The sequence below is a fragment of the Polyangiaceae bacterium genome (assembly GCA_020633205.1).
Taxonomy (GTDB): Bacteria; Myxococcota_A; Polyangia; order Polyangiales; family Polyangiaceae; genus JAHBVY01.
In genome coordinates, this window is record JACKEB010000018.1 from 333,452 (window position 1) to 356,646 (window position 23,195).

Annotated in this window: 17 protein-coding genes; 13 read left to right on the forward strand and 4 right to left on the reverse strand. The window is 64.1% G+C overall.

Features of this window, described 5'->3' with window-relative positions; genetic code table 11:
* The first annotated feature begins 292 nt into the window (after window positions 1–292).
* The 3 genes from H6718_29710 to H6718_29720 all read left to right on the forward strand — a co-directional run bounded on the left by H6718_29710 (window position 293) and on the right by H6718_29720 (window position 3,740).
* On the forward strand, window positions 293–1,681 hold the full coding sequence (locus tag H6718_29710; protein ID MCB9589628.1) for an OmpA family protein: 1,389 nt from the start codon (window positions 293–295) through the stop codon (window positions 1,679–1,681).
* Window positions 1,682–1,866: 185 nt separating this feature from the next.
* Window positions 1,867–2,238: a hypothetical protein gene (locus tag H6718_29715; protein ID MCB9589629.1), complete on the forward strand. Its 372-nt coding sequence runs from the start codon at window positions 1,867–1,869 to the stop codon at window positions 2,236–2,238.
* A 104-nt stretch (window positions 2,239–2,342) separates the two neighbouring features.
* Window positions 2,343–3,740 carry a hypothetical protein gene (locus H6718_29720; protein MCB9589630.1) on the forward strand — a complete coding sequence of 466 codons (1,398 nt, stop codon included), beginning with the start codon at window positions 2,343–2,345 and terminating at the stop codon, window positions 3,738–3,740.
* Between the two features lie 171 nt (window positions 3,741–3,911).
* Here the strand turns inward: H6718_29720 and H6718_29725 are convergent, their stop codons facing one another.
* Window positions 3,912–5,960 (reverse strand): beta-lactamase family protein, encoded by a 2,049-nt coding sequence (locus H6718_29725; protein MCB9589631.1) that lies wholly within the window; start codon window positions 5,958–5,960, stop codon window positions 3,912–3,914.
* Between the two features lie 225 nt (window positions 5,961–6,185).
* Between H6718_29725 and H6718_29730 the strand changes: the two genes are divergently transcribed.
* A complete protein-coding gene (locus H6718_29730) occupies window positions 6,186–7,661 on the forward strand; it encodes a hypothetical protein (GenBank protein ID MCB9589632.1) in 1,476 nt (491 codons plus the stop codon).
* Between the two features lie 21 nt (window positions 7,662–7,682).
* Here the strand turns inward: H6718_29730 and H6718_29735 are convergent, their stop codons facing one another.
* Window positions 7,683–8,921 (reverse strand): hypothetical protein, encoded by a 1,239-nt coding sequence (locus H6718_29735; GenBank protein ID MCB9589633.1) that lies wholly within the window; start codon window positions 8,919–8,921, stop codon window positions 7,683–7,685.
* Between the two features lie 307 nt (window positions 8,922–9,228).
* Between H6718_29735 and H6718_29740 the strand changes: the two genes are divergently transcribed.
* From H6718_29740 to H6718_29750, 3 genes are read left to right on the forward strand one after another with little or no spacing between them, the layout of a single operon-like run.
* Window positions 9,229–10,644, forward strand: a complete 1,416-nt coding sequence (locus H6718_29740; protein ID MCB9589634.1) for a hypothetical protein — start codon at window positions 9,229–9,231, stop codon at window positions 10,642–10,644.
* Window positions 10,645–10,694: 50 nt separating this feature from the next.
* Window positions 10,695–11,723: a right-handed parallel beta-helix repeat-containing protein gene (locus tag H6718_29745; protein ID MCB9589635.1), complete on the forward strand. Its 1,029-nt coding sequence runs from the start codon at window positions 10,695–10,697 to the stop codon at window positions 11,721–11,723.
* Complete coding sequence (locus H6718_29750; GenBank protein ID MCB9589636.1) at window positions 11,720–12,718, forward strand: hypothetical protein; 999 nt, start codon at window positions 11,720–11,722, stop codon at window positions 12,716–12,718. Before H6718_29745 ends, H6718_29750 begins: the two co-directional genes overlap by 4 nt.
* Window positions 12,719–12,754: 36 nt before the next feature.
* Here the strand turns inward: H6718_29750 and H6718_29755 are convergent, their stop codons facing one another.
* A complete protein-coding gene (locus H6718_29755; protein MCB9589637.1) occupies window positions 12,755–13,360 on the reverse strand; it encodes a UPF0149 family protein in 606 nt (201 codons plus the stop codon).
* Window positions 13,361–13,697: 337 nt separating this feature from the next.
* Between H6718_29755 and H6718_29760 the strand changes: the two genes are divergently transcribed.
* Window positions 13,698–15,077, forward strand: coding sequence for a hypothetical protein (locus H6718_29760; GenBank protein ID MCB9589638.1), 1,380 nt, complete (start codon window positions 13,698–13,700; stop codon window positions 15,075–15,077).
* 238 nt (window positions 15,078–15,315) lie between these two features.
* Here H6718_29760 and H6718_29765 read toward each other — a convergent pair whose 3' ends face one another.
* Window positions 15,316–17,175 (reverse strand): hypothetical protein, encoded by a 1,860-nt coding sequence (locus H6718_29765; GenBank protein ID MCB9589639.1) that lies wholly within the window; start codon window positions 17,173–17,175, stop codon window positions 15,316–15,318.
* A gap of 260 nt (window positions 17,176–17,435) precedes the next feature.
* On the opposite strand from H6718_29765, the gene H6718_29770 reads away from it, so the two are divergent.
* The 5 genes from H6718_29770 (at window position 17,436) to H6718_29790 (ending at window position 23,193) form a co-directional block, all read left to right on the forward strand.
* Window positions 17,436–18,020 (forward strand): hypothetical protein, encoded by a 585-nt coding sequence (locus H6718_29770; protein MCB9589640.1) that lies wholly within the window; start codon window positions 17,436–17,438, stop codon window positions 18,018–18,020.
* A gap of 65 nt (window positions 18,021–18,085) precedes the next feature.
* On the forward strand, window positions 18,086–18,619 hold the full coding sequence (locus tag H6718_29775) for a hypothetical protein (protein MCB9589641.1): 534 nt from the start codon (window positions 18,086–18,088) through the stop codon (window positions 18,617–18,619).
* 192 nt (window positions 18,620–18,811) lie between these two features.
* Window positions 18,812–19,687, forward strand: coding sequence for a hypothetical protein (locus H6718_29780; protein ID MCB9589642.1), 876 nt, complete (start codon window positions 18,812–18,814; stop codon window positions 19,685–19,687).
* 457 nt (window positions 19,688–20,144) lie between these two features.
* On the forward strand, window positions 20,145–22,706 hold the full coding sequence (locus tag H6718_29785) for a DEAD/DEAH box helicase (GenBank protein MCB9589643.1): 2,562 nt from the start codon (window positions 20,145–20,147) through the stop codon (window positions 22,704–22,706).
* A gap of 4 nt (window positions 22,707–22,710) precedes the next feature.
* Window positions 22,711–23,193 (forward strand): hypothetical protein, encoded by a 483-nt coding sequence (locus H6718_29790; protein ID MCB9589644.1) that lies wholly within the window; start codon window positions 22,711–22,713, stop codon window positions 23,191–23,193.
* The last annotated feature ends 2 nt before the right edge of the window (window positions 23,194–23,195 follow it).

The following is a 23,195-nucleotide window of genomic DNA, read 5'->3' on the forward strand; positions in this document are numbered from 1 at the left end:
GAGCAATCGCCCCGAACGGGTCGCCAGCCAACAGGCGCACCGCCGCACGCCCCAAGCGTGCTCGGGTGGCTTCCGCGTGCAAGCACGGAAATTCGCCGATAACAGGCTTGGTCGGTAGTGCGCGTGCCGTGCGCCCTTGTTGCTATTTCGCCCCGTGTTTTACGAGGCGAGAACACAATTCTGCCTTTTCACTGCGCAAGACCTGCGACGCTCCGCTATCCAGGCATCGATTGCCAAACGCGAAAGTCGGGGCCGCGCGTACAACCGGCGCGTGCTTGATAGGGGGAGACACATGGGATTGAGGATTGGACTCGTTGGGTGTGGTTTGTGCTTGGCCTGGGGCTGTCAGCCAAAAGAAGGGGACGCTGGGCCGAAGGGCGCTGACGCGGCGCAGGTCGCGAATCCTGACTCGACGCCTGGCAGCGGAGCAGTCGGGACGTCGACTGTCGCTGATCCGCCGGGAAGTGAAGGCGCTGCGAGCGGCAGCGGTACATCGGGAGGGACCGGGGTTGCTGCGGCGGCTGGTGACGACGAGCTGCCCGCGACTGAAGATCTGATGACCTTCGCCCGCGGTGCGATCCCCTTGAAGGTCGGCGGGAGCGGCGCCAGCCAGGGAGCGAAGATCGAGGAGGCCATCGAGTCGATCGATGGTAGCTCCACCCCCTTCACGCTACTCTCCAAGGGCGCAGCGGATTCGACGACGGAGCTCGTCTATCAGCTCCCTGCGGAGACGACCTTCGATGGCTTCGCGGTGCCAAACGTTTGGGAGGTACCCAGCAAGTTCACGACGTTTACCCAGGGCGTCGAGGTTCACGGATCGGCAACGGGACCGGACAGCGGATACACGTTGCTCGCGAAGGGCACGCTGAAGACGCACGAGAAGCGTGGGCAACAAACCGAACTCGAGGTCGTCAGCAAGCAGCCCGCGAAGTGGATCAAGCTGCGACTCTCGGGAGGGATCCTGATCGAGGCGGACAAAACGAGCCTGCAGTTCAGCGAGCTGATCGGGCGAGGCAGCCAAGCGGCCAGCGCCTTGGCTACGGGCTTCAAGGGCAACTGGGGCAAGGGCAATCATGGCTTCGAGCTCACCCAGAGCGGAGCGGCGGTGAGCGGGTGTTATGACGGCGTCGCGCCGCTGAGCGGGACCGTGAGCGGGAACATCTTGCGTGCACGCGGTGAGGAGCCCCGCACGAAGGTGGTGAGCCTGTTCGTGCTGACCATCATGCCCGACGGCTCGATCCGTGGTGTCCGCTCCACCAACGGCGCGCCCTTCAAGCTCGTAGATTTCAGCAACGAAGTGGCCGCCAAAGGCCGCTGCCCGAGCCTCAAGCCCCCGGTGCTCGGCTGCGGATCCATCCTCCATGGGATCAACTTCAAGTATAACTCTGCGGAAATCCAGAAGGACTCGGAGACGCTGCTGGCGCAGCTCTTCGCGAGCCTGAAAGCAGACAAGCACGCGAAGATCCGCATCGAGGGGCACACCTCGAGCGAAGGCTCGGAGGCGTACAACCTGGACCTCTCCAAGCGCCGCGCCGAGGCCGTCGTCGCCGACTTGACCCGGCGCGGTCTACCTGCTGGGAGGATCTCCGCCGTCGGTCGTGGCGAGGCTTCACCCATCGCGTCCAACGCCGACGAGACCGGCCGCAGCCTGAACCGCCGAGTCGAAGTGCACTGCGACTAAGGGAACACTGCGACTGATCAACACTGCGACTGATCAACACCGCGCTTGATCAACACTGCGACCACGCGAAAGCTGCGCCTACCAGAATCCAGGCGGCTTTGTTTGCGGTGTTTGGCTCAGCGAGCCACGCGCCCGGTAGCCGGTGTTACGCTTTGCCTTTGGCGAGATTCGTCAGGAGGCAACAGATGGCACTCAGCGAGCATGCTTCGGAGCATTTTCAAAGGCTTGCCCAGGATTTCGAGCCGGTTCATCTGATCCGGCTCAAGGACGAGATGAGTCAGCAACTCGTGAATTTCCGCGAGGCAGCGAAGCAGCACGAGATGCTCCCGGTGGATCTCGCTCAGGAACTCCACGACAACTTGCTCGCTCTGTTCGCGCTCATGGCGGAGTTCAGCGTGGAGCAGCAGGCTCTGGTCGTCGGCGCCGCACGCTACTTCGTTGCTCAGGACGACGAGTACCCCGACACGGAGACGATTCTCGGCCTCGATGACGACATCAGCGTGTTCAATCATGTGGTCGAGCAGCTGGGCCGCAGTGATCTGCGAATGCACTACTGACCCCAAACGCCAGCGCGGCACCTCCGACGGAGAACTCCGTGGGTGAGCGTTGGTGACCCTGCGGTCGCGTGTGTGGCATGGTGCTTGCTGTCTCGTGGGGAGTGATGAAACGCTTTCCCTTCTTTTCTGCTGGTTTGGCGACGTGGCTCAGTGTGGCACTGCTGTGCAGTGGGTGTTCTACGGATGCTGGCGATACGGGTGGCGAGGGAGCCATCGGTGGATCGGGTAGCTCAGGCGGCGACGGTGGTGGAGGTTCGGGGAATGGAGGAACCGGAGCCAGCGTCGACGGTGGTGGAGGTTCGGGGAATGGAGGAGACGGAGGCAGTGGCGGTTGCGAACCGTATGGGGCCGCCTGCGACTGCGAGGATGGGTGGCACGCCACCGACCATGACTGGGATTGCTGGCCTTGGACGAAGTGCCAAGGAGACGAAGTCGCGATCAACCTCCCGAACGACTATGTCGATCGAGCATGCGCACGGCTAGAGTTCCTCGACCAGTTTGGTACCGCGGGCTACGACACGGCGACGGCGGTCGCAGCGAATCCCGACGGAACTATATGCGTTTCCGGAGCGCGTCTCCAGGGACCCGGCGACGCTGCGCGGTCACTGGGCGGGTTCGTGCGCGCGTACGGCGCGGATGGCTCGCTCCTGTGGGACCAGTCCTTCGATGGGGATGGTGCGAACGTGACGGACGTGGCGATCGATCCCGCAGGGAACTGCTTCTCGCTAGGTCTGGCGTCTCAGCCCCAAGGTGGTGTCGGGCAGTGGTTCGTCCGCAAGCACACTGGCGCCGGGGCGGTCGCGTGGGCAGCGACTGGCTCCACCCAGGCTCAGACCCCGCAGCAGCTGGAAGTCGACCCCGACGGTAATGTCTTCGCGAGCTTCGTGACACGATCTCCCGAGGCCAGCACGGATACTCCCCAGCACACCGAGCTAGTGAAGTATGACGCGAGCGGCGCGCTCAGCTGGTCAGCGAGCGTGGGCAACGACGACGTGGCCCGGAGCTACTTCGCTCTCGCCGGACGCGAGGCGGTTGTCGTGCGTTCGCCAAGCACGGTGACCCGCTTGACTGGCGAGGGATCGGTCAGCTGGGAAAAGACCTACCAGGGCGCCGAGATTTCCAACGTGACGGATGCCGCCGCCAATGCGACCGGTTACGCATTCCTGACGGGGGATACTACATCATCGAGCAGCGGTAGGTTGCTAGTGCTGGATCCTAGCGGAAATGGAACACCGCTCGGCGTGCCAACCTACCTGCCGACCAAGGTGCGAAGCGGTGAGGACGGCGCTGTGTGGCTTCAAGACTGGGATGGCATTTCTGCGTGGTCAGCAGCAGGCCAGTGGTTCTACTCCCTCGGCGAGCTCAGTTTCCCAGTCGCGGTGCACGACTTCGCGTCAATCCCGGGCTTCGTGGTGCTGGTGGGTGAACCAACTCAGCCCCTCGCCGGGCAAACGAACCTTGGGTTGTGGGACGCCGTGGTGGTGAAGTTGCGAGTGAACTAACCAAGCAAGTTGGGTTGCACCCGGGAGCACCGGCCGCAGTGATCTGCGAATGCACTACTGACCCCAAACGCCAGCGCGGCACCTCCCAATCGGCAGAGTGTCTTTCAACACCTGCAAGGAAGCGCCGCGCCAGTCTCCGCGATTCAGCTCGCGGGTTTGGGGGTGAGGGGACTACTGGCAGTTGCCGTTGAAGCCCGTGGCCTTGACGTACTCGTTGCGGATCCAGTTGATGAACTCGAGGGAGTCGTTGCTGCCGTTGTTGTCTCGATCGCCACCTTCGATGTTCACGGTGATCACGATGCCTTCGTCCCGGGTGGGGTTGCCACACATGGCGGTGCGCGCGCGGCTAGAGTGGGAGCCGTTGTGACGGAAGGCGTTGTCCGTGCCCTCGGTCATGTCGCCGCTTCGGTCACCGAAGAGCCCGAAGCCCACGTTGCCGTCGTCCGCCGTCAGCATGCGATCGATGGATGCCGCGGGGATACGCTGGACGCCGGTCGAGTCTCTACCCTGGTTCATTGCCAAGATCATCAGTTCCGCGTAGTCCATGGGCGCCGCGTACACGCCACCAGCAAAGGTCCACGGGTAGACGAACAGCTTGTCCTGGGGACCATTCGGGCCGTGCTGCCAGGCCACCTTGCCGATGTCCATGCCGCGCGAAGAGGTGTAGGCGTGGAGGTACTTGAGGTTCATCGGCGTGGTCCAGTACTTCGCGATGAGCTCATAGGCCTCCATGCCGGACACGTCTTCGGCCACCGCCTGCGGGATGAGGAAGTTCACGCTGTCGTAGTCTGACGTGATCTTGCCAGCGCCGGTCGTCGTCCACGCCGCATCTGCGTTAGCGTAGTCGCAAGGAGTCGTGGAACAGTTCCAGCCCAACATGTACTGCCAGGTCTCGCCACCGAGAGACTTCGAGCCACGCTGGTAGCCGGGAGAGCCTCCGGATTGAATGAAGTCTGTCTGGTGGCGCATGAAGTGTGCGGTGGTCAGGGAGGTCGAGACGTCTTTGTTGGCGAAGCCGTATTTGCCTGGATTTGCCTCTCCTGCGGTGAGCCACTTGTCGATATGTCCGTTGTCGACTGCGGTGTTTACGATCGAATCATCGACGTCGAAGTCGTAGGCGCCATCGCTGTCGAGCTTCATCATGGTGAGCGCACCAACGAACTTGGAGAGCGACGCCATGTCAAAGACGGTAGTCGCCAAGACGTGCTGTTCTTCCCCTTGCTTGAGCACACCGTATCCGCGTGAATACGTGACTTGGTTGCCTTCGATGATCGAGATGCTCGCGCCGGGAATTCCATAGAAGTCCATGCGCTCCCAGATGTTCTGGCCTCCAGCGCCGTACTCCACGGCCTCCATCACGTTGCCACGGCTAGCCACGGCGTTGCCGTTGCTCCACAGCACGAAGCCGCCGTCCTCTCCGAGCATCAGCTTCGATAGATGCTTGCCGTTTTTGGCTGCCGCCTTGAGGGAGTTGGTGAGGGTGCTGGACGCTTGGGCTACTGCCGCCTCCTGGTCCGAGATCACGACCCAACCACCGTCGAGACCGATCTCCACCTGCTCCACCCGGCGCTTCGACTTGAGTCGGTCGGCGAGCAGCGCCATCAGTTGAGTGCCAGTGTTGTCGTAGGAGACCCGGTTGCCGTCTCCCAAGATCACGTAGCCGTTGGGAGTGGTTTCTACGTCGCGGATCGCCCAGCCCTTGCTGTAGTAGTTCGCGACAGCGTCCTTGGCGAGCTGATTCACGCTCCCGCCGATGTGGTACGTGCCGTCGGCGATGATCACATAGCCGCCGTCGGAGTTGATATCGACCGCCTTGAGGGCGTGTCCGTTGCTCTTGATGAGACTCAGCCAGAACCCCATTCCGCTCGGCAATGGTCCGCCCGAGTAGACGTTCTCTTCCGTGAGGATCACCCAGGCGCCCCCGGGGCCCGCGGTCATGTCAACGATTGGCGTGTTCGACGCGGCGAGGTTTGCTAGCGTCTGCTGGAGCTCTGCGCGGTCCCCGAACGGTGACGTGACCTGCCAGCGGAGCTTGTTGATGGGGGACACCAGGAGCTCGTCAGTGCTCTCCGACACGGCTTCATTGCAGCTGTCGTCCGCGCAGCGGACATCCTCCGCGGTGGGGGCAGCGCAGCCCGTGAGGGCCCCACTTGCGACGAATCCACCCAGGAGCGCCAAAGACTGCAGACCAAAACGTGAACGACGAATGCGCGAAAACATGAACTTCCTCCAAGTATTTGCGGGGACCAATCTCGTCCCTCGTCTGGCAAGTGACGAAGGGTGGCGTTCGGTTCACCGAAATCGTCGCGCCACGCGTTTTCGCGCTCGGCCGAGCGCCCTACGTCGACTCGTGCCCTCACCCCCCGAACCCGAGCAATCCGACGATCGCTCCTGAAGAATGCTCGCGATTGGGCACTTCCGGCGCTGCTACACGTAGTTGAACCGATGCAGTTTCGAAGCCGCGTCACCTGGCTGGCCCTCGGGTGCCTCAGTCTAGCTTGCTCCGTTGGAGCCAATCGAGAGCCGGTACATCGGCCGATTGAGCGTGCGCCCGTTGCTCATGGGCAGCGCCCTGTCGTCACGCCGCCAAACCTCGGGGGTGGCGCGGTCGCCGTTCCAAGCCCGCCCGTATCCCCGCGGAGTCAGCGCAAGCTCGCTGACGGAGAGCTGGAGTGGACGCCTACGGATCTGGGGCGCCTGCCGCTGCAAGGGCATCGCGAGGCAGAGCTGGATCGGCGAGAGGCGTTCGTTGCGCGGCTCGACGGTCGCATCGTGTGGCTCGATCTGAGCAAGCGTGAAGGGCTTGCGTTGATCGGCAAGGTCGACGGGCCGGTGACGTTCCGGTTGGCGCACCTGCACGACGCCTGGGTGCTCAAGACCATCGACCGTCTGAGTCGACGCTTCCCGGTTGGCTTGAGCTACTTTGCGGAGAGCAGCTTCGCCCCCGGCCCCCTCGCCAAGCTCACGGCGCTCCAGATGTTGGAGGCTGGAACTTACGCTGCGTATCCAGCCCCGCTGCGGGCGCTGCGTAGCATGCGTGGACTGCGCACGCTCGCCTGGTCCGGCAAGGTTCCCGCCGCTGACGCGAAGATCCTTGGGGAACTGACCCAGCTGCGCGTGCTCGATGTGCGCCTTACGGACCTCTACCGGGGGCCGCTCGTAGACGTCGCGAAGCTGACTGAGCTCCAGGATCTGGACATCGAGCTAGTGTCCGATCGCCAGCTGCGGGAACTGACTCCACTGAAGCAGCTACGACGCCTGAAGATCAGCGGTCATCAGCTGTCCGACGCTGGTATGGGGGCGTTGACGGAGTTTCCGGAGCTACGGGAGCTGCACGCGGTCTTCATTGGGGCCAAAGATCCGTCCTTCCTCGCGAAGCTACCTCAGCTGGAGGTCCTGGGCCTACCGAAAGAGCTCGATCGGAGCGCCGTCCCGTATATCAACGGGCTGCGCAACTTGCGTGAACTCGACTTGTTCCAGGCGAAGTTCTACGGCAGCGACGTTCTAGGGCTCGAGCTTCCGGCGCTGGAAAGTCTGAAGTTTCGCAATACGCCCGGAGCGATCGCGCACTTCGCTTCCTATCGCACGTTGCAGCGTTTGGAGATCGAGTCGTCTCCGCTTTCTCCGAGCGAAGTCGAGCCGCTCAAGCGACTCCCTCGGCTCCAGCACCTGAGTATCAAGGTCGAAGCGAGCGCGGTGCGTGTGCTTGCAGAGTGCCCAGCCCTGGAGAGCTTGAACCTCGCAGGAGGCGCAACCGACCAGGAGCTGGAGGCGCTTCACCACTTGCAAACCCTGCGCCGGCTAGAACTGAAGTGGTCCCGGTCGACCACCTTGACGGCGTGTGACCAGTTCCCCGAGCTCTTGCACTGCGTGAACCGTATCGCGAGCTTTGCCGAGGGCGGCAGGCCATGGCTCAAGTAGCAGATTGTCGCGTGGAAAATCTCACCGCACGCAGGACCACTGCACCGCGTAGCAGAGCTTCTGGCCGAGCTCATCGGCGCCGCAGTTGCCCACACCGGTCCAGGGGCGCGTGAGCTGCTTCGTTCCTGGAGCCGCGCAGCTCGAGCTCTCGCGGTAGCCGCAGACCGAACCATAGGTTCCGTCCCAGGCGCCCACCGTGGAGTAGCCCAAGAACTCGCAAATCAGTTCCGGGTGGTACTCGCCTTCGCTGTCGGCGGAGAGCCACGCTTCAGTCTCGTCTGCAGAGCACACCACCCAGGAGGCGCCGCTGGCGTGGTCTTTTCCGCCTTCGCATGCGTTAGGGATGCGGACTTTGCACTGGTCGTCACAGCCGTCCGTCGCGCCGAGGATGCCGTCGTCGCACTCCTCGCCGGCGGCGGCGTTGACGTAGCCGTCCCCACAAGTCGCCGCGCTGCAGTCTGCGTCGCACGTTCCGGTGTCGCCAGCTGTGTCGCAGTGCTCGCTGCCGTTCTTCACTGCGTCGCCACAGCGTGGTGCGGCGCAAGCGCCGTCACTGCACACTCCGGAGTGGCAGTCGCTTCCGCCCGTGCAAGCCTTGCCTTCGCCACAGGGTGAGCAATCGCCGCCGCAGTCGACCGCGGTCTCCGTGCCGTTCTTCACGTCGTCCACGCAGTTCGCAGGCAGGCAGACGGTATGGTGCGGCTCTTTTTCGTGCTCGTCGACCTCGTCATCGAGTCCGTTGTCTACCGGCGTCTTCTCGCCGCAGACGCCGCTCACGCAGTCGTTGTCGCTGGCGCAGGCCTGTTCGTCTGCGCATGGGTCACACGAGCCGCCGCAGTCGGCGTCCGTCTCATCCCCATTGCGCGCTCCGTCGGTACACGTCGGCGCTGCGCAGGTGCCGCTCAGACACGACGAGCTGTCGCAGTCGCTGGCACCGTTGCACGCGAGACCCACGGCGCAGGGCGCACAGAACCCACCACAGTCGGTGTCACTCTCGTTCCCGTTGGTTACCGAGTCCGAGCAAGAGGCGTGGGGCATCTGGCCCATGCCGCCTCGACTGCCAAGCTCCGTCCCGCCTCCGCCGCCAGTCCCTGGCTCGATGTAGCCGCCGGCGCCGGCGCCCGAAGACCCGCCCGTATCGGTTCCGCCAGTCGCTCCCGCCCGGTCAGACGAGCCGCCGAGGCCGGAGGCGTTGGGATCGCCGCAAGCGGCAATCAGTGAAAGGCCGACAATCCCTGAAACTGCTCGAAACTTGGTCATCGAGTCTCGGAACGGTCGCCGTCCACGAGTCCACAGTCAGAAAGTGCCTTAAAAACGGCTAGTTCTGGCGCAAGCCACCCGTACCGGGTCCATGGTTCCGTTGTGGGTGACGGTAGGTTTCTCGAAAATCCATTGCCCGGCGGAAATCCTCACCCCCTGCTGCCCTGGGTACCATTGCGAGCCCTGCGCTTCAGGCTGATTTCGGCCGCCTTGGGTACCCACGCTGAAACACGCGGCGGATCTGAGCGACCGTACCGATAGTGTGGATCCGCGGGTAAGCGGCACACCGCTTGCTGGGTCGGATGTCATGACACTTCGATTCCAAGCTTTTCGGGCTCAATCCATCTCGTGGCTCACTTTGGCAATGCTCTGCGCCGCCTGCGGACCGGCCGATGACGATGCTTCAGCGGGCACTGGAGCGACGGCAGGTGTTGGCGCGACGGCAGGCGCTGGAGCGATGGCAGGTATGGGAGGTGTCGCGGGTGGCGGTGCGGGAGGTGTGGGCGGTGATGACTGCATCGACTGCAAGACGTACGAGTGCGACGAGGGCAGCTGGCATGAAGACGTTTGGCACCCGTGCCAACTGTGGAGTGAGTGTGGGACCGACGAAGTTCCGCTGAACGTCCCCGATGAGTACACGGACCGAGTATGCGCTCGGGTCGAATTCGTCGATCAGTTTGGTACCGCGGATCGCGATGACGCGACGTCTGTCGCGGCGAACCCGGACGGGACGCTGTGCGTCGCTGGCAAGCGCTACGACAGTCCCAAGGCGTCGGCGAAGCCCGTGGGTGGGTTCACGCGCAAGTACGCTGCGGACGGTGCCTTGGTCTGGGCGAGCGAGTTCAGTGGAGATGGCGCGGAGGTCACGGATGTAGCCATCAGCAGCGCGGGGGATTGCTACAGCCTGGGGCTCACGAACCAGCCAGATGCTGCCGCAGGGGAGTGGTTCGTGCGGAAACACGGGACAGATGGCAGCGCCGAGTGGAGCGCTACCGGGTCGAGCGAGGCGCATGCTCCCCAGCAGCTAGAGACAGATCCGTCGGGAAACGTGTTCGCGAGCTTTCTGACGCGGTCTCCCTTGGCGTTCAGCGCTCCCCACCAGGCAGAGCTGATGAAGTTTGATGCCACGGGAGCGCTCAGCTGGTCGACCGCAGTCGGTTCAACCGGTCAAGACAACGCCTTCCTTGCCCTGATCGCGGACGAAGCGGTCGTCGTTCGCTCCACGCCCTTCGAGCCGGCCGACTACGATCCCGATGCCACCACCGTGCATGCCACTCGCCTCACTACAGACGGCGCGGTGAGCTGGGAGCGCGGCTATCCAAGCTCGGAAATCAACAACGTCGTCGACGTGGTAGGCACCCCCGACGGCAACGTGATCGTCGCGGGCTTTGATACAGCGCAGTCCGCCACGTCGCGCAGCATTGCGTACACCCTGGATCCGAGCGGCAACGGAACGAGCATCGAACTAGGCGACTGGTCGCTGCGAATGCTGCGGGTTGGCGCGGATGGCCTGTTGTGGACCCAGGAGCGTGACACCCTCAGCAAGTGGACTTCGTCAGGCGACCTGCTCGACTGGCTGGAGCTGGGATACACGGTCTTCGTGCGCGACTTTGAGCCGATCCCCGGCTATCTGGTGCTGGTCGGCTATCCTCACCAGCTCCTCGCCGGGCAAACCGAGCTGGGGGGCGGCGACGCGTTCCTGCTGAAGCTGCGCATCGACTGAGGGCTCCGCGTGCGTCGCTCCAGGTGGTAAACTGCCGGCGGAGGTCGCGCATGGCACAGGGGTTAGCAAACATTGGACGCACTCGCTGGATCGGTTGCGGCCCCTCACCTCGGGCGGCGCTAGTGGCTTCGCTCCTCGCCTTGCCGTCGGTCGCGTGCAGCTCGAGCGACTCCGGAAGCGCCAGCAGCGGCGGCACTGCGGGCGCGGGAGCGAGCGGTGGCTCCGTTACGGGTGGCTCTGGTGGCGCAGCCGGAGGCAGCGGCTCTTCATCCGGCGGAACCAGCGCCGGTGGCTCGTCAACTGGCGGAAGCGGAGCAGGCGGCTCCGCTGCGGGGGGCACGGGTGGAACGGGCGGTGACGGATGCTGGAGCAACCGCCCGGGGCCGGACAACACCGGCGTTCCCAAGGGCACTGTGCTCACCCCCAGCGGCTCGATTCAAGTCACCACGGACGGCGCCGTGGTCGAAGATCTGGACATCCAAGGCGAAGTACAAATCCTTGCGGATAATGTGACCATCCGCCGCTGTCGCATCACCAGCGGGGACTACTACCCCATCCGCTACTTCGACAACGACAACGTGGGCCTCTTGGTCGAAGACACGGAGATCATTGGCACCAGCGCAGACGTCACCGCGGGGATCTCTTTCTCGAACTACACGGCCCGCCGGGTGAACGTTCACGGCACGGCGGACGGCTTCAAGGCGGATGAGAACGTGCTGATTGAAGACTCCTGGGTGCATGACCTCGGGAACTACCCGGACCAACACAACGACGGCGTGCAATCGACCCACGGCCTCAACGTCCACATTCGCCACAACACCCTGGAAGGGGCGAGCAACGCGTGCGTGCAAACCGGAGACGAGAGCGGGCAAACCACCGACCTCGTGATCGAGTGCAACTGGCTCTCCGGCGGCGGCTACTCCCTCAACCTGCGAGGCCAGAATCCAACCGGCACGCAAGTGCTGCGCAACCGCTTCACCGGCGACTGGGGCTTTGGACCCTGGACATTCGACGATCCGAACCCGACGGTGGTGGGCAACGTGCTCGATAGCGATGGCTCGCCGATTGAGTATCCGTGAGCGAGCGCGTGCCGACCAAGACGTTTACCTCGGAGCAAGCCGCACTCTTCGAGCGGGGGTACCCATACTTCGTTCGCCTGAACCCGGATCACCCCGATGACTCAGCGAAGGTCCGCGACAAGGCGCTGAAGAAGCTGATCGCCGCGACGGACCCGGTATACTTCGTCGATTGGCCCGCCTCGGTCGCTGCGGGGTTTGCTCACGCATTCGGTGCGCAGGATCGCTACGATCGCACTGCAAGTTACCCTGCGGAAGCGCCAGAGGTAGAGGTCGTGGTGCCCTGGATTCGGGAAGCCATCACTCGCGGTTCCCGCGAGGCCAAGGGCGTCGACTACGGGTACGAAGTGCGCAGCTTTCTCTTCCTCCTGGAAGCGTGGCACGGTCCTGACATCGTGGTCGAAGCGCTGGTAGCGGCCTACCAAGAGCTGGCCAAGCTTGAAGCGGGGAGCGACCAATGCAAGAACTACGCGGCGGACGAGGCAATCGTCGGGTTGATGGCGCTGCTCGGTCGGGCCACTCCCAAGGTGTCGAATGCCGCAAGGAAAACTCTCAAGGGCCTGGTGGAGCCAGCAGACGTACGCAAGGCCTTCGTGTTTGCGGATCTGGATGTGGCGTTGAACGGTCGCGAGGCCCTGACGCGAAACGAGTACAACTTCGTGTTCCCGGTGGCGTTTCTGTTCAGCGACGACCCTCAGCTGGTGCGTGAAGGCACCGAAGTGTTTCGGGGAGCTAATCTCAGTCCGCGCGCGCTGTGGCTGGGCGGTGACGCTGCCTTCACGCCCCAACGCGATCTCGCTCGCTCTGGAGCGGTCTGGGGTGAAGCGGCGGATCGCTACGTCAACATCCGCAGCAGCATGGATGAGCCGGGAGAAGAGTACCTGGGCCATTTCTTCATGGTCGACGGAGTGGGCCTCGAGCAAGCACGAGAGACAGCTTGGGACCGGCTCAAGCCGACGGCAGCCGAGAGCAAACGCTGGGGGAAGCTGCTCGAGTAGATTGACGTGAGGGTTTGTGAGGATGTGCGGGGCTCGCTAGGCTGCGCCGCAGCACTTCTTGTACTTCTTGCCGCTTCCGCACGGACATGGCGCGTTGCGGTCGACCTTCTTCGAAGTCGCCTGAGCGCCCGTGCCTGGGTGACGACCGCGGTTCTTCACGTACATTGCCTCGAGTAGCTCCGGGAGCTCGTGACAGGTGGCCGCGATCCACTCCGCCTTTTCGCCCTCGAGATCGAGCCGCGGATCGTCGAGCAAGGACCAATCGCTGAGCGCCATCAAGTCGAAGGCGAGCTCCTCTTCTGGCTGGCCCCAGTCCTCGTCAAGCTGCATTACGGCCAGGTACCCGCTACAGAAGTCTGCGATCCCGTCCAGATCCTCAACCTCAGGTGCGACCATGCCCTCCTGCTCGAGGAGTCGACCGACCTCGTTGTACTCCTCCATCAAGGCGGCGATGGCCGGTCCGTCCGCTTCGCTCAGCTCACGCTCTCCAAACACCAAGGGCATCCACTGGCTCGGCAGGACGACGTCGCGTGCGGAGAAGACGGCGACCAGCGCCCCCATCATGCCGTCGGGCGACATGGAGAGCTCCCCATCGAGCAGCGCGTCCAAAGCCTCGAAGTCTGGTTCGTGAGATGAGAGCACTGGCGCGAGCTTGTCACAGCTCGTCCCCACCCAGGAGCCGAAACTTCATACCTTGACCAGCGCGAGCACGCACACTGCGCTGCGGCTTGGATTGGGAGGCCGTTGCTGCCCAGTGGTCGTGCCTGCGGCGACCAGGTGGTTGTCCTTCGGGCAGCGCACGAAATCAGCGCGTTCGTCGCCGGGGCTGGCGTAGACTTGGCTCTGAATCAGTTGCCCTGCGGAATTGCAATGGGCGCCCGGCCGCGTTTCGGCGGATCTTGAGCGAGGACTGACGGCACGGGCAGAGTCGTTGAGCCGCACTGCTCCGCTGGCACGGGGCTTGCTATGTTCAGCTGGTATGACACACGCTTCCCTTAGGTTTTTAGGTCAATTTGCACCTTGGCTCAGCCTGGCACTGGTCGCAGCCGCTTGCGGCAACAGTAGCGGAACCAGCGCTGGGCAGAACGGCGGAGCTAGCGGCAGCGCCGGCTCCGGAGGAGCAGCGGGCGCAGCGGGCGGCGGCGCAGCGGGAGGCGGCGCGGCGGGAGAAGCTGGCAATGGCGGTGCAGCGGGCGCGTGCCCGGGTTGCCCAGCTAACTGTCCGGACGGCAGCTGGTCCCCGGAGGAAGCGACTCCCTGCAAGCCGTGGAGCACCTGTGCTGAGGGCGAAGTGGAGCTGTACGCGCCCACCATGCACGGCGATCGCGTATGCGCGCTGGTAGAGTTCGCCACACAGTTCGGGGGCGACGCCTCGGACGAGCCCAGGTTCCTCGCGGTGAATCCGGACGGAAGCAGCTGCGTAGCCGGCTCTCAATTTGGCGGCAGTTCCGGGGCGACGGCGTTCGTTCGCAAGTTTGACGCGCAAGGCGCAGAGCTCTGGAATCACGAGACCGACGTTGACCAGCCGCAGATTTTCGCGTTGGCGGTGGATGCCGCGGGGGACTGCATCAGCCTTGGCGCGACGAAACCCACCACCTCGAGCGGAGAGTGGTTCGTGCACAAGCACGCAGCGGACGGTACGGTTGCCTGGAGCGCAACCGGTCCCTCGAGCGCGCGCACACCTCGCCAGGTTGGTGTGGATCCGAGCGGCAATGTGATCGCCGCGTTCCTGACCCGCGCTCCGGACCAAGAGATGGTGGCGAGCGCGATTGAGATCAAGCGCTTCGACGCGAGCGGTGTGGCCGTGGATACGCGGACGGTCTCCCCCGAAAGCGCCGACAACACCTTCGTCCAGTTCGTCGACGGCGACGTCATGGTCGTGCGCAGTGGGAGTTCTGGGGTCAGCGGCTGGCGCTTCGCTTCGGATGGCAGTGAGGTCTGGAGCAAACAGTACGCCTCTTCGGAGATCTCCAGCGCTTCCGATGCCGCATCGGCTCCCTCAGGTGATGTCGTTCTCAAGGGCACCCGCCCAGACTCGGCAGGCAACGCGGGCCCGTCGGTGTTCGTTTTAGATCCAGGCGGAAACATCAAGCGCACCGTGGACCTCGGCTTCCCGCTTTCGACGCCGCGTCTCGCTGCCGATGGTACGCTGTGGCTTCAGAAGGACCTCCACCTGATTAGCTACGACGAAAGTGGACAAGCCTCGCGCGATATCTATCTCGGGCCAGACCAGTTCACGGCGGACTTGGCCCCCGCAGCTGACGCGCTCGTGTTGCTCGGCGTCACCACGGCACCGCTCACGGGGCAAACGCCCTTGGGGGACAAAGACGGGACGTTGGTGAAGCTCCGCTTGAAGTGAACTCCGGGTCGGCGCCGTCTGCTTAGGCAGAGCGTTCCCCCTGCCTGCGCACCCTTCCCCCGCTCCAAGTCGCGACTCCCCCTGGGGACCCACGTGACCCGAGCGGGGGAAAGCGCGACGTTCGAAGCGGGGAGCGCCGTCTTTTCTGTGGGGAAGCGCCAACGTGTTTCGGGGGATTGGGGTGAGGGAGCGACGTTTGGTGGCGTTGGAGCGACTGGAGCGGCTTGAGGGCGCAACGCTACATAACAAGTCGATCCAGCGACCGACCGACGTAGCCGTCCGGCGCCTTGTCGCTCACATCGATCGTGAATCCACCCACGCCGGCCCCGCCACCTGAGCCGATATTCACCAGGACACCGGATTGCACGGGGACGCCCGCGTGAATCGCAAGCCCGAGCGAAATCCCGCCTGAGCCTCCACTGCCTGCGCCGGCCTTGCCCCCCGGCGCGCCCTCACCGCCACTGGAGTACGGCCCCTGGAACACGCCGCCATTACCCTTGCCGCCTTTCCCTCCGGCACCGCCCGCGCCCCCGTTGCCCCCGTTACCCCCTTTCCCGCCAGCGCTCGACGTGAGGGTGACCCGTGTCAGTGTCAGCCCACTGCTCCAAGAGACGATCGCGATGCTTGCTCCACCGCCTTGTCCACCGCTGCCTCGATTCCCGCCACAGCCCCCCATTCCACCGGCGCCACCGCCCGTATACAGACCAGACTGTCTGAAGAGCCCAGGGCCACCGCCACCGCCTTGGCCTGGATTGCCACTCGTTCCGTCGAAGCCATCTCCGACGATATACGCAGACTCCGAGAGTGCTCCGCGCGGAGCCGATGCGCCGTGAACTCCCGGGTCGCCGGGAGAGCCTACCTTGCCCGAACTATCCACGCCGCCGTTGTCCACTCCCGCGGGCGTGACGTTGGTGTCCGGGATGCCGGGATCCCCAGGGATCGTCGCTACGTTGTTGGAATCCTTCCCGTCGCCTCCCTTGCTGCCGCAACTTGAAGGCCCAGGCCACTTTCCGCCTTTGCCTGGGTCGATCGTGGAAGTGCCGGAGCGCCCGTCCTGCGCGGTGGTGGGCGCGGGTGCCTTCTCACCGTCGGCCCCGAAGGCGCCGTCGGCGCCATTGGCACCGTCGGCAGCGAACGCAACGGTGTCGCGAATCAAGATGCCCTGGCTGTTCTTCACCCAGATGCCAACGCTGCTCTCGCCCGGCGTCGTGCCGGCTGCAGCCCGGACCTCCAAGTGATCCAGGGTGAGGTTGGTGACGTCGTCGATGACCATAGCAGTCGACGTGGGGGCGGTGATGCGTGCCCGATACGTGTCATCCCATTCCCAGTTGCTACAGCGGAAACCGCCGTAGATCTCTGCGTCGTTCACCGCGGAGGTCAACGTCAGGGTCTCGTTGAAGCTTCCGGCGTCTGCACACACGTAGATTCGCTTCCCCGAGGCAACACCTGCGCTGATGCCGTGACCGATGGTCGCGTAGGGGTTTGCGCGCGTGCCAGCACCTGTCGTGTCGCTCCCCGCAGGGCTGACGAAGATGCCCACGGCCTCGTCCACGGCGCACGGGTTGGTTCCGGGCGCTCCGTTTGGATCGCAGCCGCCGGTGCCCCCGCTACCCGAGCCACCGGTACCGCCAGTCGTAGCGCCTCCCGAGGCCGTGCCCGCCGAGCCACTGGTGCCGCCAGAAGCCGCACCGCCCGCGGCGATACCCGCCGAGCCTCCAGACGCCGCTCCGCCCGCCGCCATGCCGGAAGCGCCGCCGGTTGCCGCTCCGCCTGACGCCATACCCGAGGAACCGCCGGAAGCAGCACCGCCTGACGCCATGCCCGCAGAGCCCCCCGAAGCGGACCCACCAGTGGCGCCACTGGCCCCAGCGCCGGATGTGCCTCCGGCACCCGCACCGCTCGAGCCACCGAACCCTGCGTTGCCTGCGGAGCCTCCCGCCGAACTGCTGCCCGCTTGCCCTGCCGACCCGGCGGAAGCGCCAGCGCCCGCCGTTCCGCCGGACCCTGCGTTGCCGCTACCCCCGGCGCCCGTTGTACCTCCATCGTCACTGCAGGCGCTGAGGAAAAGACCAAGAACGATGAGTGACCGAGTGCGCATTGGAGCTCCGAAGATAGAGGGGGGCGCGACCTTGGCACTCCTTGTTTCGCCGAACAAGTGAGAAGTCACCAAAGGTCTAAACGCGACTACGTTGCCGCGCGGTCTTTGGTCGGACAGTTGACTACACGAGTGGCTTGGTGCTGCCTGAGATTCCAGGTGGGCGTCCAGAGCTCCGGGGAAGCCCGAATTGACGTCGCGAGAGTCATCGATGACGTTCAGCTGATTTGCGTGCGCCGCGAGCGCATGGGGAAGGGGAGAGCATGGCGAGCGATGCGGACACGGAGAGTGATGTGCTGAGACCCTGGCGCCGGCGTCAGCTGGCGCTGGAGTTTGCGACGCGGATGGCGCGTGAGTGCGAAGGGGACTGGGCCGACGATGTTCGGAAGGGCGATGGTAACGAGCATGGGAGCATAGAGGGCCGCGGCAAAGCGCTCCTCAAGAAATTCCTAAAGGAAAATAAGGTCAAGGGTGCACCCGTCTTCGTGGTCGAAGGGGCGGGCAAGGGCGGCTTATCCTATCAGCTCCTCGGCACCGATGGTTTCCCTGACGCTGCTGTCTTGAGTCCGTTTCGCTGCGCCATTGAGTTCGATCGCCAGTCCACCAAGGGCTGGAGTCAGTTCAAGGATGCGCTCCTCAAGGCCGCGGCCCATTCCATGTCTGGCGCGTACGACGCGACGCTGTTCGTCTACACGCTCAAGCGCAAGGAAGCCTGGTCGGGAAACTACCTGGAGGACTACGGCGAAGGGCGCCCGCCGCCGGACGTGGCCGTCGCCCCCACACAGACGCTCCTCAGCAGGCTCACCGAGCTTGGCGTGGTCTGGGCGTTCGTGCCGCCAGCGGAGTGACCTGGCGCTGACTTCCGAATGCCTGCTGAAACCTGAGCCAGGGTCGCGTTGGCGACATCTGGAGCGTGAGCGCGTACAACGGCAGGATGGAACCGGACGTGATTGGAGAGGCGCTGGTGCGGCGACGACAGCTGCTGCGCGTCTTCAGTCACGTGGCTGCGCCGCTCATCGCCCTGACGTTCGCCTGCTTTGGTGTGTTGCTCTACCTGGAGAAGCACCCGCCCGTTGACGAACAGCTCAAGGACATCGTCGGTGTGGTGCTAGTGATTGCCTTCTTTGGCCCCTTCGCCGCTTGGATGCTGGTCGAGTTCATTCACTACCATCAAGCCCAGCGGATGGAGCGCCGCCTCGCCGAGCGTGGCGTCTCCTGCGAAGCCGAGATCGTGCAGGTGAGCCAAACCGGCGGCAGCATCAACGACCAACCCCAGCTCGAGCTTTGGCTACGAATCGAGCTCCCGGAGCAGCCGCCCCGAGTCATCGCCCACTGCGAGGTGGTGGAGCAGCTCTACATGCCGCGTGTGCAACGCGGGATGCGGGTGCCCGTGTTGGTCGAGGCTGATCGGCTGGGGTCGGTGATGTTGGATAAGCGGGCGTGGTAGAGGGGCTTTCGGAGCGACCGCCCCCTTAGAACTTCGTGGAGCGAGTCGGCAGTCTGGTGTCTGGCTTGGGTCCGCAGTTGCCGTGCGGTCGCGGCGCTTCCGGCGCTGGATTCCAGGCTCGACGTCGCCGGGAGAACGCATGGTAGACTCCGCAGCTATGTCGCGGAGAATGCGCCGCGCGGTGGGGGATTCATGCGTGAGATTCTGACGGTGATCGGCTGTGCGAGTTTCCTGCTGCTGGGTGCGTGCACGGATGACAGCGCGGCCGGTGGTGGGGGAAAAGGGGGCACGTCTGGAGGACCGTCAGGCGGCACGGGCGGGACCAGCGGCCCAGGCGGTGCCGCAGGTAGCTCTGGGAGCTCATCGAGCGCGGGCGCAGGTGGCAGCTCGGCCGGCAGCGGAGGAAGCGCATCCGGTGCGGGCGGTACCTCAGCTGGCTCCGGGGCTGGTGGGGCGTCCGGCGCTGGTGGTAGCGGAACGTCCCAAGGAGCATGCAGGCCGCCTCCGGCCATAGCCGCCTGCGATTGGCGTGGTGGGTCTGCAGGGATTTGCCAGGAACTCTACGACGCTTCCCAGCTCGACCGGTTCTCTGAGGACTGCCTGCAATCCGGGGACACGCTCTACTCGGGTCCGTGCGCCGGCTCGCGCCCCATCGGATGGTGCGAGCGCTCTGGGGAACCGTACGAGTCGCTGTATCGCCACTACTCTGTGGGACCAACCGGGAGTCCCGCGCAGCTGAGAAGCAACTGCGAGTCCGAGGACGGCAGCGTGTGGTGTGTCGGCGCCAACGATTGCGTGTCCGGACTTCTCGGCACCTGTGAGGAGTGCATCGCCATGGCGAGCGCGCCCGGAGGGTGTTGCGAGACCGAGGTTGCAAAGTGCCGCGCGGATACAAAATGCAACACGTTCCTGACCTGTGTTGAAGGGTGCGGCGGCGACCGTCAGTGTCTGCCTTCGTGCGACTGGGGGACTCCGAACGACCTGGAGACTTCGAGCTACATTTGCTTGTTCTCCCACGGAGGGATTTACCAGAACGGTCCGTGCGGGTACGGATGCGGCCTACCTTGAGTATCTCGTGGAATTGATCCGGGTGCTCGGAGACGTTGAGTAGGTCGATGCCCGTGATGCGCATGAAGACCATCTGTGCGGCGCATCGCAACGTCAACGGGTCGCCTCCACTCAGACACTCCTGAGCAGGCTCACCGAGCTTGGTGTGGTCTGGGCGTTCGTGCCGCCTTCGGGTCGCGGATAGAATCCGCAAGGAAAGATAGTTACTGGGGCTATCGTTGGATGGAAATCACCCTGACGGGTGACCGTCTCGTGACGCGCATCCCCGTGTTGAAACACGTTGACGCGTACCGTGCGGTCGCGCGATGCTTCGCGGGTTTCGCCTCAGCCTGGAGTGAGCATGCCGGCATACCGCTTTTCCTGGGAACCGTTCTCCGACAATACCGTTCGCGATATCGCGCTTTGGATGGGCTACGGCGGAGCCGAATCCGGCGCGCGAGCGTGGCTTTCCGACCATTTGAAGCGACCCACACCGGAGTTCATTGGGGAGGCGAAAGATCTGCTCGTGAAGAGCTGGCTGCCGGAGTACCCGGGCACGCAGCAGATCGTTGACCTGCTCATCGAGCGGGGTGTGGGCCCAATGAGCAACCCGCGCTCGCAACGCGGCTACGTGCAGTACATTCGGGACTGCAGAAACTCCAAAAGCCTCCGTCGCTATCTGCTGGAAGCAATGCTGCGCTTTGGGGATATGGATCCCAGTCCCGATGCTGATACGGGGTTCGAGTTCACGCCCCGCTTCGCGATCCTCTCCCCCAACGACCAAGCCGCGGACCGTCGGCGTCCTCATCGCTATCAGCTGGAGGCCTGGGAGAGCTTGAATGCGCACCTTGGGGAGTCGCGCTCGACGGGGGTCTTCCAGGGCTTGCTGATCATGCCAACGGGTTCCGGCAAGACGTTCACGGCTGTGCACTGGCTCGCGTCCCATGTGTTGTCGCAAGGCATGCGCGTGCTGTGGCTTGCTCACCGTCATGAGCTGCTGACCCACGCCGCGGGTGAGTTCCATCGCCTGTCTGGGTTGGTGCAGGGTAAGGACAAGCTCCGGGTGCGCATCGTGTCCGGGATGCATTGTGGCGCCACGCAGATCGATCCTGCGGACGACGTGGTCGTCGCGTCGGTGCACAGCCTGGCGCGAAGCGTCCAAGTCTCAGACGAGCTGTTGAACGACGACCGCCTGTTCGTGGTGGTGGATGAAGCCCATCACGCGCCGGCGAAGTCGTACCGAGACTTCATCCGCGCGCTGCAGTCTAGAAAGCCGTGGCGGATCCTCGGGCTCACGGCGACGCCGACACGCACCATCGAGAGCGAGCGGCCCGTGCTCACGCGCTTGTTCGGCGGTCGAGTGCTGGCTCAAGTCGAGCTCGGACACCTGATCGAGCAGCGCATCCTCGCGCGGCCCATTCCAGTGATCGTGCGCACCGACACCGACGTAGAGCAGGGGCTCACGCCGGAAGATCTCGCCCACTACGATCGCTTCAACGAGCTGAGCGAGCAGTGGCTCGACCGCATCGCGAAGGCCACCTCGCGTAACCAACTCATCATCGAGCACTACCTGGAGCATCGGGAGAAGTACGGTCCGACGTTGATCTTCGCCATCAACGTAGCCCACGCGGCCATCCTCAGCGAGCAGCTGCGGGATCGGGGGGTGAGGGCGGACTACGTGGCGAGCTATCGCCCCGACGGCAGCGACGGAGAACCTCTTGAAGTCGTGAAGCGTTTCCGCGAGGGAGGGCTCGACGTCTTGGTCAATGTGCAGATGGTCACCGAGGGAGTCGATGTGCCCTCGATTCAGACCGTGTTCCTCACGCGGCCGACGGGCAGCGAGATCTTGATGCGCCAGATGATCGGTCGCGCGCTGCGCGGCCCCGCGGCGGGCGGCTCTGAGAAGGCGTACCTCGTGAGCTTCGAGGACCAGTGGCACAAGCTTCGCGACTGGGACACGCCGTTCCAGCTCGTGCCCGACATCCAAGACTTGGCCGCGCTCGACGAAGAGCTCCCGCCGGAGTCCCAAGTCAGACCAGAACCAGTGCCGCCCACACTGTACGAGCACCTGCCCTGGGATGTGATCCGTCAGGTAGCTTCTTCGATGCAGCACCGTTCGAGTGCGCTGAAAGCCGACGCGTTCGAAGCCGTGCCTGATGGTTGGTTGCTGATCGAGCGCGTTGACGAGGAAGAGGGGATCCGCATCTGCCTCGCCATCTACGAGCATCAGCGTGCGTGTTGGGATGCATTGATTGGTTACCTCAAGCCGCTCTCGGCGACGGCGGTGCGGGAGCTGGACGTCGAGGCGGTCTACGAGGACTACTTCGGTGATTGCGATCTCCCGAAGCCGACACGCCATGATGTCGGCCGCGTTGTCGAACACTTCGCCCAAGGCGGGGAGGCGCCGGAATACGCGCCGCTTCACGGACGCAGCCTGTGCGATCCACACGTGGTCGCGAGACGCATCACCGACGAAGACCTGGGGCGCTCCGCTCAAACGAAGCTGATCGACGACTCGTACTCGGAGCTCGCGCGTTTCGTCTATCCAACGCTGCGCGATTACACGACCGCAGTAGAAGATGCGCTGTTCGAGATCGACAATCCCGACGAAGCCACGCAGCGCGTGAAGGCGGTCCCGATCTTCAATCCGCGACCGGAAGAGCGCATGGCTCCGGGGCCAGCTCACGACTTGCGCGCGCTAATGAACGAGACGCTAGAGATCGGTGCACCGCTACTCGGCTTAGACAAGCTCTATTTCGACGGCACGCTCCACTGGACCAAGCGCTTGGTGAAGGGCTGGTACGCCATGGCGTACATCGAAGAGCACCCGCCGCGCATCGTGGTCAACAGCCTGCTCGATAGCCCAGATTTCTCTGCGGAAGCGATGCGGTTCCTGCTCTGGCACGAGTTCCTGCACGTCCATCTGCGCTCGCTCCACACCAAGGAGTTCCGCGAGAAGGAGCGCCTGTGGCCAAACTATCCGGCGTGCGACCGCGAGATGGACAACCTGTGTGAGCGATTTGGCATCGCGTATTGGTGAGGGCGTGCTCATCGCGTCTGGCTTCAACCACTGGTTCGTCAAGCGCTCACTTCAAGTCGCGAACGTTACCATGCGGCAACGAGGCCGAGTGGTGAGCCCCGTGGTGAAGCTGTATCGGCTCTCGCCAGACCTGTCTCAGGACTTTGCGATTCGAGCCTTGTTGGTCGTACTCGGAAGTGGTGGAGATGTTTGGCCCAAGGAGCAACTCGACGTGCTTCGGTACACCCAGATGACGCTGCAGCTCGACGATGCAGCCATCGGCGCGCTGGAGCGCGATCTCGATGCTGGCCTTGAACCCCTATTGGCGGATGCGAACCTCTCCGATAGTGCCAAGCAGGTGCTGGAGGACTACTTGGTGCTCGCAAGCGCTTGCTACCCAACCGACACGAACGACGGCGCGTACGCGAAGCAGCTCTTTCCCGTGCGAGGATCGGGGGAGGCCGAGCTGAAAAAGCGCATCGCTGACCAGAGACGCAGAATTAGCTAAAC

Excerpts from the sequence above, each read along its gene's own strand:
- H6718_29710 (MCB9589628.1), top strand. The coding sequence starts at position 293 with ATGGGATTGAGGATTGGACTCGTTGGGTGTGGTTTGTGCTTGGCCTGG.
- H6718_29715 (MCB9589629.1), top strand. The coding sequence starts at position 1,867 with ATGGCACTCAGCGAGCATGCTTCGGAGCATTTTCAAAGGCTTGCCCAG.
- H6718_29720 (MCB9589630.1), top strand. The coding sequence starts at position 2,343 with ATGAAACGCTTTCCCTTCTTTTCTGCTGGTTTGGCGACGTGGCTCAGT.
- H6718_29725 (MCB9589631.1), bottom strand. The coding sequence starts at position 5,960 with ATGTTTTCGCGCATTCGTCGTTCACGTTTTGGTCTGCAGTCTTTGGCG.
- H6718_29730 (MCB9589632.1), top strand. The coding sequence starts at position 6,186 with ATGCAGTTTCGAAGCCGCGTCACCTGGCTGGCCCTCGGGTGCCTCAGT.
- H6718_29735 (MCB9589633.1), bottom strand. The coding sequence starts at position 8,921 with ATGACCAAGTTTCGAGCAGTTTCAGGGATTGTCGGCCTTTCACTGATT.
- H6718_29740 (MCB9589634.1), top strand. The coding sequence starts at position 9,229 with ATGACACTTCGATTCCAAGCTTTTCGGGCTCAATCCATCTCGTGGCTC.
- H6718_29745 (MCB9589635.1), top strand. The coding sequence starts at position 10,695 with ATGGCACAGGGGTTAGCAAACATTGGACGCACTCGCTGGATCGGTTGC.
- H6718_29760 (MCB9589638.1), top strand. The coding sequence starts at position 13,698 with ATGACACACGCTTCCCTTAGGTTTTTAGGTCAATTTGCACCTTGGCTC.
- H6718_29765 (MCB9589639.1), bottom strand. The coding sequence starts at position 17,175 with ATGCGCACTCGGTCACTCATCGTTCTTGGTCTTTTCCTCAGCGCCTGC.
- H6718_29770 (MCB9589640.1), top strand. The coding sequence starts at position 17,436 with ATGGCGAGCGATGCGGACACGGAGAGTGATGTGCTGAGACCCTGGCGC.
- H6718_29780 (MCB9589642.1), top strand. The coding sequence starts at position 18,812 with ATGCGTGAGATTCTGACGGTGATCGGCTGTGCGAGTTTCCTGCTGCTG.